Genomic DNA, 14907 nt, shown 5'->3' with positions numbered 1-14907 from the left:
CGGAAAACAACGGCAATGCGGCTGTGCGATCATGCTCGATACCGCGCTTTTGCAATCAGTGGCCTGCCTTTTTGCCCACGGCTCCAGACAGTCCGGGGTGCAGCATGGCCCACCAAACGGGAGGCTTGTGATGTCCGCCAACAGCCTGAACATTTCCTTGTCCGCGCAGGGTTTTCCTGAACCTGCCGAGCTGTTTGCCAACCTCGGCACCGCCCCGCTGGTGGAACATGCGGTGAAGAACGGGGAAGGCGTCCTGGCCAAGGACGGTCCTTTCGTCGTCGCCACCGGCAAGCACACCGGCCGCTCGGCCAAGGACAAGTTCATCGTCCGCGACGCCGAAACCGAAAACACCGTGTGGTGGGGCAAGACCAACGTGGGCATGAGCCCGGCGCACTTTGCCGCGCTGAAGGAAGATTTCCTTGCTGCGCTCGCCACCAAGGACAAGCTCTATGTCGCTGATCTGTTCGGCGGCTCGCAGCCCGAACACCGCGTCAACGTGCGCGTGATCAACGAGTTTGCCTGGCACAACCTGTTCATCCGCACGCTGCTGGTACGCCCGACGACCGATGAACTGGCCGGCTTCGCCCCCGAATACACGATCATCGACCTGCCCAGCTTCCGCGCCGATCCGGCCCGCCACGGCTGCCGCAGCGAAACCGTGATCGCGGTCAACTTCACCGAAAAGCTGATCCTGATCGGCGGCACGTCCTATGCCGGCGAAATGAAGAAGTCGGTGTTCGGCATCCTCAACTACCTGCTGCCGGTCAAGGGTGTGATGCCGATGCACTGCTCGGCCAACATTGGCCCCAATGGCGACACCGCCGTGTTCTTCGGCCTCTCGGGCACCGGCAAGACCACGCTGTCGGCCGACGCCAGCCGCACCCTGATCGGGGACGACGAACATGGCTGGTCGGATACCGCCGTGTTCAACTTCGAAGGCGGCTGCTATGCCAAGATGATCCGCCTCTCGGCCGAGGCCGAGCCGGAAATCTTTGCCACCACCAAGCGTTTCGGCACGGTGCTGGAAAACGTGGTGATCGATCCGGTGACGCGCGAAATCGATCTGGATGACGCCAGCCTCGCGGAAAACAGCCGCGGTTCCTATCCGATCGATTTCATCCCCAATGCCTCGGAAGAAAACCTCGGCCCCGTGCCGCAGAACCTGATCTTCCTCACCGCCGATGCCTATGGCGTGCTGCCGCCGATCGCGCGTCTCACGCCCGACCAGGCAATGTATCACTTCCTCTCGGGCTATACCGCCCGCGTGGCCGGCACCGAAATCGGCGTGACCGAACCGGAAGCAACCTTCTCCACCTGCTTCGGCGCGCCGTTCATGCCGCGTCACCCCTCGATCTATGGCAACCTGCTCAAGGAACGCATCGCCAAGGGCGGGGTGAAGTGCTGGCTGGTCAACACCGGCTGGTCGGGCGGCAAGGCCACGCAGGAAGGCATCAAGCGCATGCCGATCAAGGCCACCCGCGCGCTGCTCAATGCCGCGCTCGATGGCAGCCTCAACAGCGCCGAATTCCGCGAAGATCCCAACTTCGGCTTTGAAGTGCCGGTGGAAGTGCCGGGCGTCGATACCAAGCTGCTCGATCCGCGCGGCGCCTGGGCCGATGCCGGCGAATACGACAAGACCGCCCAGGAACTGGTCAAGAAGTTCATCGACAACTTCGAGCAGTTCATGGAGCATGTCGACGAAAGCGTGCGCAAGGCGGCGCCCGTCTCGGCCTGATCATCCGCGCTGCCCACGCAGCGTCTGCAAGACCCCCGGTGCGCCCTGGCGTGCCGGGGGTTTGCTTTTGGCGGCAACGTCGCGCCTGTTAACCATGTCGTTACGGGCGATGCGCCATGGTCACGACCAGCAGGCTGGGGGGTGAGTAACGTGGCGAGTGTGGTGGCGTGTAACGAGATGACAACGCGCACGATGCTGCAACGCCCGGCGTTTCATTGGCTGGCTGCGGCCTGGCCCTATGCTCTTATCGGGTTGGTGACGCTGCTCGTCCGCTCGCCGACATTCGGCAATCCGATTCTCGATTTTGATGAGCAACTTTACCTGCTGGTTGGCGATCGCATGCTGCATGGGCATTTGCCCTACGTAGACTTGTGGGATCGCAAGCCGGTCGGCCTGTTTGCCCTTTATGCCGCCATACGGCTGCTGGGTGGCAGCGGAATCATCCAATACCAATTGGTTGCTACAGCATGTGTAGCAATCGCGGCCTGGCTTGTTCGTGCCATCGTGCGGCGGCACATGGGGGAAATCCCTGCGATTGTCGCGGCGGTAGCATATGTTCTGATGCTCAATGTTCTCCACGGGCTCGGCGGGCAGACGGCAATCTTCTATAACGCATTGACTGCCTTTGCCGCCTGGTGCGCTTGCAAGGCCAATGACGCGAACACCCCCGGCCGCATCGCGGCCCTTGCCTTGGCGGCGATGCTTGCGTTGGGCTTGGCGATCCAGATCAAGTACACCGTCATTCCTGAAGGCATCTTCTTTGGATGCTGGTTCGTGTGGCGGCTGTTTGCTGCTGGAGAGCGGTTGCGCCAGCTATTGGGCATGGCAATTGCCATGGTGCTGGTGGCGCTGGCACCTACCGGGCTGGCGCTGGGTGCGTACGCGCTGGCGGGGCATTTAGACGAATTTTTATTTGCCAATTTCACCTCGATTTTCCTGCGCCAACCCTTTCCAGCCCAAGTCCGTAACGATCAGATTTCCCAGGTCGTTGCATGTTGCATGGGGCTGCTCACCACCGCTGGTGTCGGGCTGTTCCAACTGCGCACCCATGCACACGGGCGGGTCTACGCAGATTTTCCACTTCTGGCGGGATGGTGGGTCAGTGCGTTCGCCGGATTCGGCATGCTCGGCGACTTCTATGATTTCTATTTTCTGCCGGTGGTTCTGCCCAGCGTCATTCTCGGCGCTTTTGCGCTTCGCGGCGAGCGGCGCGGCTTCACGTTTGGTTGCCTGCTGCTGCTATGGCCCTGCATTTTTATCCCGGCCAATTACTTTTCGAGGCACCAAGGCATTTTGCAGACGTCACGAATGGTTTCGGCGATTTCGCCTTATGTCAGCGGGCACTGCCTGTACATTTATGACGGGCCGACGATCCTCTATTATCTTACCAATGCCTGCATCCCGACGCGGTTCGCCTTTCCCGACCATCTTACCAATCCCATCGAAACCCGCGCACTGGGAGTCGATCCGGTGGAAGAAGAGCGACGCGTGTTGGCCAGCCAGCCGGGCGCGATCGTCACGGCGAGCAGGTCTGTCGTGCCGCGAGTGGCGCCGGCAACGCAGGCCTTGGTCCGCGAAGCCCTGGTGCGCGATTATGTGCTGATTGCGAGGACACCAACGATCGACCGCACCTATTACATCTGGGCACGCCGCGACCTTCATCCGGGGCCAGCGCCGCTGGTGGACCCACGCGCTGCCAATCCGCAATAGTCACACAAAAAAGGCCCCGGCAGCGCGCGCTGCCGGGGCCTTTCCTGATACCGAGCCTGCGCCGATCAGCGGATCGGGCAATCGGGCGACAGGCGGAAGTCGAGGTAATTGTCCACCGACTTCATCATCTCGTCCAACTCGTTTTCATAGAAGTGGTTGGCGCGCGGGATTTCGTCGTGATGGATCGTGATGTGCTTTTGCGTGCGCAGCTTGTCGACCAGCTTCTGCACGGCATTGGGCGTCACCACCGTATCGGCAGAGCCTTGCACGATGATGCCCGAAGCCGGGCAAGGCGCGAGGAAGCTGAAATCATACATGTTGGCGGGCGGCGACACCGAGATGAAGCCACGAATTTCCGGGCGCCGCATCAAGAGCTGCATGCCGATCAGCGCGCCGAACGAATAGCCGGCGATCCACGTGGCCGAAGCTTCGGGATGGATCGACTGCACCCAATCGAGCGCTGCAGCGGCATCGGACAATTCGCCCACGCCGTTGTCAAAGCTGCCCTGGCTGCGGCCCACGCCGCGGAAGTTGAAGCGCAGCGTGGCAAAGCCGCGCGCCACGAATGTCTTGTACAGCGCCTGGGTTACACGGTCGTTCATCGTGCCACCGGCCTGCGGGTGGGGATGCAGGATCATGGCGACAGGCGCGCGGCTGCGCGTGGCGGGCTGGAAGCGGCCTTCGAGGCGACCTTCGGGACCGGGGAAGATGACTGCGGGCATCGTTGACCTGATGAACCTGTTGGCTGGCCCTGAAGACCGGCGGTGCAAGACCCTGTTTCAAGGGCAATGCGCGGTCGGGGCTGGGCATGGAACTGGTCGCTATATAGAAACGAACCCCGTAAACGCAACTTTTCCGGGATTTCTCGTTGTCGCTCTCGCTTTATTTCGATCACGCGGCCACCACGCCGCTCCTGCCGCAGGCGCGTGACGCGCTGTTGGAGGGGATGGCGCGCTGGGCCAATCCCTCCAGCCCGCATGCCGCCGGCCGTGCGGCGCGGGCGGCGCTGGAAGATGCCCGCAACCGGATCAAGGCCGCGCTGGGCTGGCCGGGCGAGGTGGTCCTGACCAGCGGCGCCAGCGAGGCGCTGGCCCTGGCCATCGGCCGGGCGAAGGCGCCGCTGATGGCGGTTTCGGCGGTTGAGCACGAGGCGGTGCTGCGCCTGGCCGGCGATGCCGCGCGCCTTGCCGTCGATGGCCGTGGCCAAGTCGTTCCTGCTTCATGCGCGCTTGCCGGGCTGGTGGCGGTGCAGCAGGTCAACAACGAAACCGGGGTGATCCAGCCGTTGGCGGCGGTGGCCCAGGCGGTGCGTGATGCCGGCGGCGTCTTGCTGGCCGATGCGGCGCAAGGCGCGGGCAAGCTGCCGCTGCCAGAGGCCGACCTGATCGCCATTTCGGCGCACAAGTTTGGCGGGCCGATCGGGGTGGGCGCCTTGCTGGTGCGCGATTGGGCGCTGCTCCATCCCACCGGCGGGCAGGAGCGCGGCTATCGTGCGGGCACCGAAAACCTGCCTGGCGCCCTGGCCATGGCCGCGGCGCTGGAGGCGGGGAACGCGTGGCTGGCTGATGTGCAGGGTCTGCGCGATCGGCTGGAAACCGCGCTGCTGGAAAGTGGTGCCGAGGTGATCGCGGCAGATGCGCCGCGCCTGCCCGCGATTGGTGCCTATCGCATGCCGGGCAAATCGGCCACGGCGCAGCTGATCCGGTTTGACGGGATGGGCATGGCCGTTTCGGCGGGCAGTGCCTGTTCTTCCGGCTCGCTGCGCACCAGCCACGTCCTGGATGCGATGGGTGTGGCGCAGCCGAACGAAGTGATTCGCGTTTCGCTCGGTCGGGAGACCACGGTGGACGCCGTGGGCCGTTTCGTTGCTGCCTGGCGCGCGATTGCGGGGCTGGCGTGATCTACCTCGATTACCAGGCGACCACGCCGCTCGCCCCGCAAGCGCGGGCCGCGATGTTGCCGTGGCTGGCCGGCCCCGAGGACGTGCGCGCCGGCTTTGCCAATCCACACAGCCCGCACCGCCCGGGCCGCGCGGCTGCAGCGGCGGTGGAGGTGGCCCGTGCGCAAGTGGCCGCGCTGTTTCCGCCAAGCGGGCGGGTGATCTTCACCTCGGGCGCGACCGAGGCGCTCAATCTGGCCATCGCGGGCGTGGGGAAACGGCATTTGGCGGTGTCGGCCATCGAACACGCCGCCGTGCTCGACACGGTGCGGTTCCACGATCCCGCGCTCACCGTGCTGCCGGTGGACGGGGCCGGGCTGGTCGATCCTGACGTGACCATTCCCGCCGGCACCAGCCTGGTGGCGGTGATGCAGGTGAACAACGAGATCGGCACGGTGCAGCCCGTGGCCGAGCTGGCCGCGCGGGCGCACGCCATGGGCGCGCTGTTCCTGTGCGATGCGGTGCAGGGCGCCGGCAAGCTGGCGGCGCCCGAAGGGGCCGATCTGGTCGCGATTTCGGCGCACAAGCTGCACGGGCCCAAGGGCATCGGCGCGCTTTGGGTGCGCGATGGGCTCGAACTGGCGCCTCTCGTCCATGGCGGCGGGCAGGAAGGTGGCTTGCGGTCCGGCACGCTCAGCCCGGCGCTATGCGCGGGGTTCGGTGCGGCGGCAGCGCTGTGCACCAGCCTGTGGAAAAGTGATGGACAGCATGTTGAGACGCTGTGGGAGCAGGCACTTGGCCTGTTTGCCGGATGGACGCTCAACGGCAGCGCCACGCAGCGCTGGCGTGGCAACCTCAACTTGCGCAAGCCGGGGCTTGATGTGGCCAGGCTGTTGTCAGAATGTCGCAATGTTGCGTTTTCTGCCGGATCGGCCTGTGCCAGCGGCTCGGGAAGGCCCAGCCATGTCTTGCGCGCCCTGGGACTTTCCGACAGGGATAGCAAAACCGCGATCCGCATCGGTTTCGGACGTTATACCACGGGTGAGGAACTGAAGGAGGCTGCTGCCGTGCTGAATGCGGCGGCGCAGATGCAGGGAGTCTAGTGCCTATGGTTCGCGTCACCTTCCTCACAGCCGATGGCCAGCGCGTGGCGGCCGAGGGCGAGGCAGGGCAACGCCTGCTGGAACTGGGCCAGAACGCCGGCATGCCGCTCGAAGGCACGTGCGAAGGCCAGATGGCCTGCTCCACCTGCCATGTCGTGGTTGCTCCCGACTGGTTCGACCGCCTGATGCAAGCCAGCGAGGACGAGGAAGACATGCTCGACCTTGCCGTCGGGGTCACCCGCACCAGCCGCCTCGCCTGCCAGATCGTGCTTGACCCCGCGCTGGACGGCCTGGAAGTGCGCGTGCCGGCAGAGGCCCGGGATATGCAGCCGCGCTGAGACGCTCCTCCTACACATTCGTCATGCCGAACTCGTTTCGGCATCCGGCTCGCTCATTACTGGTGGGTTTGTAGCACAGCGTGAGGCTGCGGCCTGGACCCTGAAACGAGTTCAGGGTGACGGTGGGAGAAAGCCCGCTGTGCATATTGGCAAATACTGATGTAAATTTCGCGCAGAGGCGCAGAGGATAAGATTTTCTCTGCGTCTCAGCGCCTCTGCGCGAATTCGATTTTGCGGAGCGTCTGAATAGGATGGCGCCCGGCATATTCCCCTCAATCCCCCGCCACCAGCGCGCTGATATGCCAATCATCACCCTTGCGTTCGGCGATGATCCGGCGGGCGAGCAGGCTGCGCAGGCGGGCGGTTTCGATCCAGCCCTTGCGTTGCGGCTTGCCGGTGATCACGGCGGTGTAGCGCGCGGCGGGATTGTAGGAAGGGCTCGTGGCAATGGTGACAAGCGACCAGTCCAGCTTGTCCACTTCCGGTGCCGTGTCGCTGGGCTTGGCGCGAAGTGGCACGCCTTGCCCGGTGACCAGCATCGTCATGCCCGGATCGACCTCATCAGGCACGTTCCAGAAGAACCACGGCATGACCACCAGATCGCCCTGCACGGCGCAGCCCAGCGGCAGGATGCGCGCGAGATCGGCCCATATGGCGGCGCCGGCCGGCGCGGCCAGCCGCTTTTGCAGTTGGGCCGGGCCATGGCCGCCGCCATAATCGAGCGTCACATCGGGGGATGAAAGTGCGGCGAGGGCGGCAGCGTCGCGCGCCTTGACGGCGGCGGCAAGGCGCGTGGCAAAGGCGCTCCAGCCCGGCAGCGCGGCGCAATCGTCGCGCGGGGGCAGGGCGATCGCCGGGAGGGCAGAGGCAGTATCGGCCGGGGTGAGCGGCACATCGGGTGTGGGCTTGACCGGAAGCGCCAGCGTCGGGCTGGGGCTTGGCGCGGGCGGCGTGGGGGTAGGCTCGGGCGTGGCGCTGGCGCTGGGCGTTGCCGTCGGGCTGGCGCTTTCCTGCGGCGCCGGCTCGCGCTGGCAGGCGGCCAGCGCAAGGCTGGCGAGTGCCACTGTCCAAGCTGCGCTGCGCATGGGCAAGCCCTTGTTTGCCTGTCGTGCCATCATGCCCATCGTTACCCTGCAGCCGTTTCCCCTTCAACGCCAACGCCGCTTGGCGCGGGCAGTTCCGAGGCCCCGACTGCAGGGGTGTCTGCGGCAATGTCCGTGGCGACATAGCGCGGCGCGGTTTCGACCAGCGGCACTTCTTCCACCTCGCGCTTGCCGATCTCGATATGCTTTTCGCGCAGGCGGCGACCGGCCGAAAGCACGTTGCGCTCAAAGCTGCCGACGAACTTGTTGTAGTTGGTGACCGCGCTTTCCAGGCCAGAGCCGACGCGCTTGAGGTGATCGGCGGCGACCGCCAGGCGATCGTACAGTTCGCCGCCCATCCGGCCGATCTCGCGGGCTTCGCGCGCCAGGCCATCCTGGCGCCAGACCTGGGCCACGGTGCGGCAGATGGCGACAAGGTTGGTGGGCGAGGCGAGCAGCACGCGGCGATCGAAGGCGAAGTCCCACAGCTGCGGATCGCGTTCCAGCGCGGCGGCGATGAAGTGTTCGCCCGGCACGAACATCAGCACATAGTCGGGCGCTTCTTCGAACTGGCTTTGATAGGATTTGGCGCCGAGCGTCTGGATATGGTTGCGCATGGATTGCACGTGCGCCGCCAGGGCCACGCCGCGCGCGGTATCGTCGGCGGCTTCGAAGGCATCCTGATAGGCGTTGAGCGAAACCTTGGCGTCGATCACCAGCAGCTTGTTGCCGGGAATGCGCACGATGGCATCGGGGCGCAGGCGGCCTTCGTCGGTATCGATCGAATGCTCGGTGACGAAATCGGTGTGCTCGGCCAGGCCACACTGTTCCAGCACGTTGCGCAGTTGCTGTTCGCCCCAGCGGCCGCGCGCCTTGGGGGCATTGCGCAGCGAATTGCCCAGCCGCGCTGCTTCGGCACGGACTTGCTCCTGCCCGTCGCGCATCGCCTGGATCAGCCCGGTGAGATTGCCGAACGCATCGACGCGTTCCTTTTCCAGCTTGCCGACCTGCTCTTCATAGCTTTTCAGGCGCTGATCCACCGGGGCGAGCAGGGCCCGCAGCGATTGCGCCGCCTTTTCCTCGCTCTGGGCAAAGCGCTCCTGTGCCCGGGCCATGAAGGCCTCTTGCGCGCGTTCCAGCACCTTGTTGCCGGCATTCTCGAATTCGCGGCGCAGCGCTTCCTGCGCCTCGATCAACAGGCGCTTCTGTTCGGCAAAATTGGCAGCGTCGGCTTTCATTCGGGCCAGTTCCGCACGCAGGTCCTCGCGCGATTGGCGCGCCTCGTGCAGCGCATCGCGCAGCGCGTCGGCTTCGGCCGCGCGCTCGCTGGCGGCGGCGAGGTGGGTGGCCAGGCCATCACGCTCGGCGCGCAGGGCATCGCGCTCGGCGCCAAGCTGCTCTGCCTGGCGCGCGCGCTCAGCCATGGTGGCAAGGTCCACAGCCATGGCCTTGATCGTGCCTTGCGCCTCGCGCGCTTCGTTCTCGCGGGCAGTGGCGCGGCCTTGCGCCTCTGCCACCGGGCGGCCGCCCAGGAACCAGCCCAGGGCCAGGCCGATCACCAGCGCCACGATTACCAAAACCACCGCCAAGGTCCGCCTCCACTCAAGAACAGAGCGGGAACGTAAACGAAGCGGCCCGGCAACGCAATGTGCCGGGCCGCTTTATCCTCAACTGTCAGGGGCGATCACGCCACCTTGCGCAGCTTGTCCAGCTTCTTGAGCGCCATCTGGCGCTTGAGGCGCGAGAGGTGATCGATGAACAGGATGCCTTCGAGGTGGTCCATCTCGTGCTGCAGGCAGGTGGCCAGCAGGCCGTCGATCGCTTCCTCGTGGACCGTGCCGTCAAGATCTTGCCAGCGGGCGCGGATGCGCGAAGGGCGTTCCACCTCGGCATAGATTTCCGGCACTGAGAGGCAGCCTTCGCGATAGATCGTGTGTTCTTCGGAAGGATCGAGGATTTCCGGGTTGATGAACACGCGCGGTTCGCGCCGCACCGGCTGGTGGCTGTGGCCACAGCCGTGGTCGTGGCATGCTTCGGGCTCGGCATCCTCGTCATCGGGCTGCAGATCGATCACCAGCACGCGCAGCGGCACGCCCACCTGGATCGCGGCCAGGCCGATGCCGGGGGCATCGTACATCGTATCGAACATGTCGGACACGAGCGTGCGGAGTTCGTCGTCGAACGTTTCCACCGGAGCCGAGACCTGCTTGAGGCGCGGATCGGGAACTTCAAGAATTTCGCGGATAGCCATGGCGCCAAGATAGGCGGAGCGGCGCACCGGCGCAAGGCAGGCGATTCGATCAGGGTGATCGCTTTTGCCGTGCCAACGGGGCGCCGCGCCGCGTTACAGCAGCTGGGCGAACCGCGCGGCCGTGGCAAAGGCCTCCCCGCGCAAGGTGCGGCGGGCCTGGGCCATCTCGTCCTTGCCCCACAGCTCTGCCTGCCAGTCTTCCTCCACACAGGCCGCATCCCACAGCGCGGCAATGTCTGCGCCGGGATCAAGCGCGGCAAGGCCGATGATCAGCGAGCACGACAGCGTGGCGGTGTTGCGCAGGGCAGCCAGGGCAAAGGGCGAAAGCTGCTCCAGCTCGGCGGCAAGTGCCGCAAGCGTCGGCGCGGGCTGGGGCTTGTGCATGATCCCGGACACGCGCGTGAAAGCCACGCCATAGAGTGCCTCGGCCATGGCAAGCAGGGGCTCCCACAGCAGGCGCTGGCGCGCCGCGAGCGGTTCGTCGGGCTCGGCGCGATAGCACAGCGTATCGGTCTCGGCATAAGGCAGCAGATCGGCGCGCGCGGCGGCCGGGGCGGGCGCTACCACGTCGATCGCATAGTCGGCCATGTCGCGAAAGGCGAAGGCGGCGGTGTCGATCGTCTCGCCCTGGTTGGCCCATTCGCTGGCCATGGCCTGGGCGAGGGCGGCGGTGGGCACGATCTGCGGGCGGCCGCCCTGGGTACGGATGCCGCGCCCATCGAGGCACACGCGAAAGCCAGCGTCTTCAGGTGAAACCGTAACGTCTTGATAAAAGCGCTTCATGATGGCCTTTTCCAGCGCCGCACCAGCCAGCGCGGCGCGCCAAAGAACAGGGTGAGGCCGGCAAAGGCGAGTGCGAACGCGCCCCATTGCGGTACGCGCGCCAGCCACGGCACATTGCCCGACGCCACCATGGCGCCGATCAACACGATCAGCGTGCCTGCCAGGCGCAACAGTTGCAGCAGGGCAAAGCGCCCCATCGCCGGATCGCGCATCGCCTCAACCTACCGCGTGGAGCAGTTCGGCCAGCTCTGCCACGGTGCCGGCGACGGCATGGGCGCCGGCAGCGAACAGTTCGGCCCGCTCGTGATAGCCCCAGTCCACGCCGATCGCGCGCACGCCGGCATTGCGGGCCATGGCCATGTCATAGGCGGTATCGCCGATCATCACGGTCAGGGCGGTGTCTGCGCCGGTGGCATCGAGGCAGGCCTCGATCATGCTGGGATGCGGTTTGGATGGGTGGCGATCGGCGGTTTGCAGCGTGACGAAATGGCGCGACAGGCCATGCGTGGCCAGGCAATGGGCCAGACCCCGGTCGCTCTTGCCGGTGGCCACGCCCAGCAGCCAGCCACGCTGCGCCAGGTCTTCGACCAGCGCGGCGATGCCGTCATAGAGTGGCTCGCCCACCATGCCGGCCTCGCGCCGGGCGCGGAACGTGTCCTTGTAGGCCTGGGTGAGCATGTCGTGCGCCTGCGCATCGCCTTCGGGATGGAGGCGGCGCATCGCTTCCACCAGCGACAGCCCGACGATGCGCCGGGTTTCGCTGCGTGGCGGCGGCACCAGGCCCATGGCATGAAACGCCCCGTCCATCGCCGCGCCGATATCGGCCTGGCTATCGACCAGGGTGCCGTCGCAATCAAAGATGGCGAGGCGCAGGCTCATCGCTTGCCCGGGCTCCGCGGGCTGGGCGCCTTGCTGCCAGGGGCCTTGGGCGCGGCGCGGCGCGGTGCCGGCTTGGCGCCGGGCTTGGCGCTTGCGGTGCGCGCGGCGGGCTTGGCCCCCGGTTTCGCTCCAGGCTTGGCCCCAGGTTTCGCCCCAGCTTTTGCAGGCGTCTTGCCTGCGGCGGCTCCGGCCACGCGGGCGCGCTGGCCAGTGGGCTTGCGCGCGCCGGTGGTTGCCGGGCCATCGATGCGCTTGCGGCGTTCGCCGCGGCGCTCCTTGCGGTATTGCTTGGCGTGGGCCTTGGCCGCGCGCTTTTCCATGGTCTTGGGTTCGACCAGCACCGGCGCTTCGAGTGGCAGATCGCCTTCGGTTTCGGTAAAGCCCAGCTGTTCCAGGCTCTTGGAAAAGTGCTCGGGCAGCGGCGCGGTCACGTCCAGCAGATCCCCTTCGGGATGCTCGATGCGCAGGCGGCGGGCATGCAGGTGCAGCTTGCGGCTGATGCTGCCCGACAGGAACGCGCCCTGGCCGCCGTACTTGCCATCGCCCACGATCGGGTGGCCGATCGCGGCCATGTGCACGCGCAGTTGGTGGGTGCGCCCGGTGAACGGCTGCAATTCCACCCAGGCAGCGCGGTTGCCGGCGCGATCGATCACGCGATAGCGCGTGCGGGCCGGCATGCCGTGCTCGGTTTCATCGACCATCATCTTCTCGCCGCCGGTGCCCGGCTGCTTGGCCAGCGGCAGTTCGATCATGCCATCGTGGATATCGGGCACGCCCATGACCAGCGCCCAATAGATCTTGCGCGCGGTGCGGCCGGAAAAGCGCCTGGAAAAGAACGCCGCGCTGCCCGGCGTGCGCGCCACCAGCAGCACGCCCGAGGTATCCTTGTCGAGCCGGTGGACCAGGCGCGGGCGCGGATCGCCATCGCCGGCATAGGCATCGAGCAGGCCATCGACATGCTCATAGGTGCCGCTGCCGCCTTGGGTGGCCAGGCCCGGCGGCTTGTTGATCACGATCGCGGCGCGATCCTGTTCCAGCACGATGTCTTCGGCCAGGTGGATCTGTTCTTCGGTCAGCGGCTTGCGCACGCGGCCGCCCTTGCCGCCGCCGGCCAGCGGCAGCGGGCCACCCGCCGGGGGCACGCGCAGGGACTGCCCGGCGATCAGGCGGGTGTCGACATCGGCGCGCTTGCCATCCACGCGAATCTGGCCGGTGCGCGCCCAGCGCGACACCATGGCAAAGCTCACCTCGGGGAGGTTGCGTTTGAACCAGCGGTCCAGCCGCACATCGTTGTCATCAGGGCGAACTGTGAACTGGCGCACGGCATCTGCATTGCCGGCACCTTTGCCATTCGAAGCTTTGCCGTTAGAGGCTTTTGAAGAGGTCATGGTCGCGCCCATAAGGCCTTTGCCCGCAAATTGCACGACATTGCTTGCCTTTCGCCGGCAGAATCACTATTGGGCGCCCGGTTCGAGCCGGTCCTGATCGGATTCGGCACGCTTTGTGTTCCTGGTATCTGGTGACCCCCGCGCGGCCGCGGGCTCTCGCCCGAAGCTGTTGAGGTATGTCGGTTTATGCAGATTCTCGTTCGCGACAACAATGTTGATCAAGCTCTTCGTGCCCTGAAGAAGAAGCTTCAGCGCGAAGGTGTCTATCGCGAAATGAAGCTGCGTCGTCACTTTGAAAAGCCGTCGGAAAAGCGCGCTCGCGAAAAGGCCGCCGCTGTGCGTCGCGCCCGCAAGCTTGAGCGCAAGCGCCAGGAGCGCGACGGCGCGAAGTAAGCTTCAATCGTGGCGGGACTATCCGTCACATTGAGCACTTGCGATAGGCCCTGTGCTGGGCCAAGAGGGCGCCGTGAATCACGGCGCCCTTTTCGTTGGGTCGAGCATCCTGGCTCGAATCGACGGGCAGGCACCGGCCGGGCGGCCGTTCCTTTGGGCGCTGCCTGATCAGGGAAAATCCAGAGGGAAACCCCAGAGGGAAACCAATGTCGGAAATCACCCGCGTTCCGTTGCAGCCCGTTGCCAAGGGCTCGCTCGCCAAGGTTTGGCTCGGCGTGATCGTTGCCGTGCTGGTGGGCATCGGCCTGGCCTGGGCGGCGCGCCCGGTGCACTTCAGTGAAGTGCGCGTGATCGCGCTCAAGGAAGGCACGGGCAAGTCTCCCACCACGTCTGACGTGGCGCTGATCAACTATGTTGGCCGCATCGCCAGCACCGGCAAGGAATTCGATCGTGGCGAAAACGCCGCGATGCCGCTGCAAGGCGTGATCCCCGGCTTTGCCCAGGGCCTGCAACAGATGAAGGTGGGCGGCAAGTACCGCCTCGAGATCCCGGCCGCGCTTGCCTATGGCAGCCAGGCCATGCCGGGCCGCGATGGCAGTGTCGCCATTCCCGCCAACAGCGACCTGGTGTTCGAGGTCGAGCTGATCGAGTTCCGCTCCATGGCCGAACTGCAGCGCCAGCAGGCCGCGATGCAGGCGCTGCAGCAGCAGATGCAGGCGCGCGGCGCGGCCGGTGCGGCTGGTGGCGCAGCGGGTGATCCGGCGGCAGCCCCGGTGGTGCCCGCCAACTGATCCGGCTTTATGCCAGGGGGCTGTCGGCCCCGTGGCTTGCCCCAGCGGCTTGAAGGACACCGCGCGCGATGGTAGCGCGCGGTGTTCTTGTTTTTGGCAAACCCTGCACGAAAGGGACGGCATGTCCGTGAATACCGCCGACGTGGCGAAGATCGCCAGTCTTGCGCGCATCAAGGTGAGTGAGGCCCAGCTTGAAGCGATGGTGCCCGAATTGAACGGCATCCTCGCCTGGGTGGAGCAATTGGGCGAAGTCGACGTGACCGGGGTGACCCCGATGACCGCCGTGATCCCCAATACGCTGCGCCTGCGCGATGACGTGGTGAACGCCGATCCGCTGACCGGCGGCGACATCCGCGATGCCGTGCTGGCCAATGCCCCGGTGGCCGAACATGGCTTCTTCGGCGTGCCCAAGGTGATCGAGTAAGCTTTGGCCGGCCTTGCGCGGGCCGTGCTTCGACAGGCTCAGCACGAACGGATGTGGGTTTTGGATCAATCCCCCGTTCGCCCTGAGCTTGTCGAAGGGCCGGCGCAGCACCGCCTTCCAGTTTCCCACGCACGAACCCCGATCGGTTCAT

The 14907-nt window shown here is 65.8% G+C and carries 16 protein-coding genes; 8 read left to right on the top strand and 8 right to left on the bottom strand.

Annotated features, from left to right (window positions below):
- Window positions 1-130 precede the first annotated feature (130 nt).
- The gene (locus IP65_RS14420; protein WP_022677179.1) at window positions 131-1735 is read left to right on the top strand and encodes a phosphoenolpyruvate carboxykinase; all 1605 of its coding nucleotides are present in this window, start codon (window positions 131-133) and stop codon (window positions 1733-1735) included.
- Window positions 1736-1912: 177 nt separating this feature from the next.
- A complete protein-coding gene (locus tag IP65_RS14415) occupies window positions 1913-3445 on the top strand; it encodes a glycosyltransferase family 39 protein (RefSeq protein WP_022677178.1) in 1533 nt (510 codons plus the stop codon).
- Between the two features lie 65 nt (window positions 3446-3510).
- Here IP65_RS14415 and IP65_RS14410 read toward each other — a convergent pair whose 3' ends face one another.
- Window positions 3511-4167: an alpha/beta hydrolase gene (locus IP65_RS14410; protein ID WP_022677177.1), complete on the bottom strand. Its 657-nt coding sequence runs from the start codon at window positions 4165-4167 to the stop codon at window positions 3511-3513.
- A 146-nt stretch (window positions 4168-4313) separates the two neighbouring features.
- Between IP65_RS14410 and IP65_RS14405 the strand changes: the two genes are divergently transcribed.
- From IP65_RS14405 to IP65_RS14395, 3 genes are read left to right on the top strand one after another with little or no spacing between them, the layout of a single operon-like run.
- Entirely contained in the window at window positions 4314-5345 is a 1032-nt protein-coding gene (locus tag IP65_RS14405) for a cysteine desulfurase family protein (RefSeq protein WP_054132156.1), read from the top strand.
- Window positions 5342-6427, top strand: a complete 1086-nt coding sequence (locus IP65_RS14400; protein ID WP_054132155.1) for a cysteine desulfurase family protein — start codon at window positions 5342-5344, stop codon at window positions 6425-6427. The genes IP65_RS14405 and IP65_RS14400 overlap by 4 nt, the downstream gene beginning before the upstream one ends.
- A 5-nt stretch (window positions 6428-6432) precedes the next feature.
- Window positions 6433-6765 (top strand): 2Fe-2S iron-sulfur cluster-binding protein, encoded by a 333-nt coding sequence (locus tag IP65_RS14395; protein WP_022677954.1) that lies wholly within the window; start codon window positions 6433-6435, stop codon window positions 6763-6765.
- Window positions 6766-7037: 272 nt separating this feature from the next.
- Here IP65_RS14395 and IP65_RS14390 read toward each other — a convergent pair whose 3' ends face one another.
- The 7 genes from IP65_RS14390 to IP65_RS14360 form a co-directional block, all read right to left on the bottom strand.
- Complete coding sequence (locus tag IP65_RS14390) at window positions 7038-7850, bottom strand: hypothetical protein (protein WP_156306624.1); 813 nt, start codon at window positions 7848-7850, stop codon at window positions 7038-7040.
- Window positions 7851-7891: 41 nt separating this feature from the next.
- Window positions 7892-9436 (bottom strand): DNA recombination protein RmuC, encoded by a 1545-nt coding sequence (gene rmuC / locus IP65_RS14385; RefSeq protein WP_051146257.1) that lies wholly within the window; start codon window positions 9434-9436, stop codon window positions 7892-7894.
- Window positions 9437-9531: 95 nt separating this feature from the next.
- Window positions 9532-10098: a peptide deformylase gene (def, locus tag IP65_RS14380; RefSeq protein ID WP_028657624.1), complete on the bottom strand. Its 567-nt coding sequence runs from the start codon at window positions 10096-10098 to the stop codon at window positions 9532-9534.
- Between the two features lie 93 nt (window positions 10099-10191).
- On the bottom strand, window positions 10192-10881 hold the full coding sequence (locus tag IP65_RS14375; protein WP_022675401.1) for an ATP12 family chaperone protein: 690 nt from the start codon (window positions 10879-10881) through the stop codon (window positions 10192-10194).
- The gene (locus tag IP65_RS14370; protein WP_022675400.1) at window positions 10878-11093 is read right to left on the bottom strand and encodes a hypothetical protein; all 216 of its coding nucleotides are present in this window, start codon (window positions 11091-11093) and stop codon (window positions 10878-10880) included. Before IP65_RS14370 ends, IP65_RS14375 begins: the two co-directional genes overlap by 4 nt.
- A gap of 4 nt (window positions 11094-11097) precedes the next feature.
- Complete coding sequence (locus tag IP65_RS14365; protein WP_028657623.1) at window positions 11098-11760, bottom strand: HAD-IA family hydrolase; 663 nt, start codon at window positions 11758-11760, stop codon at window positions 11098-11100.
- Entirely contained in the window at window positions 11757-13148 is a 1392-nt protein-coding gene (locus IP65_RS14360; protein WP_054132193.1) for an RluA family pseudouridine synthase, read from the bottom strand. The genes IP65_RS14365 and IP65_RS14360 overlap by 4 nt, the downstream gene beginning before the upstream one ends.
- Before the next feature lie 186 nt (window positions 13149-13334).
- Here IP65_RS14360 and rpsU point away from each other — a divergent pair, with 186 nt between their 5' ends.
- From rpsU to gatC, 3 genes are all read left to right on the top strand, one after another.
- Entirely contained in the window at window positions 13335-13541 is a 207-nt protein-coding gene (rpsU, locus tag IP65_RS14355; RefSeq protein WP_011446475.1) for a 30S ribosomal protein S21, read from the top strand.
- A gap of 206 nt (window positions 13542-13747) precedes the next feature.
- A complete protein-coding gene (locus tag IP65_RS14350) occupies window positions 13748-14332 on the top strand; it encodes an FKBP-type peptidyl-prolyl cis-trans isomerase (RefSeq protein ID WP_022674990.1) in 585 nt (194 codons plus the stop codon).
- Window positions 14333-14453: 121 nt separating this feature from the next.
- Window positions 14454-14756, top strand: a complete 303-nt coding sequence (gene gatC, locus IP65_RS14345; protein WP_022674991.1) for an Asp-tRNA(Asn)/Glu-tRNA(Gln) amidotransferase subunit GatC — start codon at window positions 14454-14456, stop codon at window positions 14754-14756.
- Window positions 14757-14907: the final 151 nt, after the last annotated feature.

It is taken from the genome of Novosphingobium sp. AAP1 (assembly GCF_001295765.1).
In the GTDB taxonomy this organism is placed as follows: domain Bacteria; phylum Pseudomonadota; class Alphaproteobacteria; order Sphingomonadales; family Sphingomonadaceae; genus Novosphingobium; species Novosphingobium capsulatum.
Note: the sequence above shows the minus strand (reverse complement) of the source record. Positions and strands in the feature narration are given on the sequence as shown.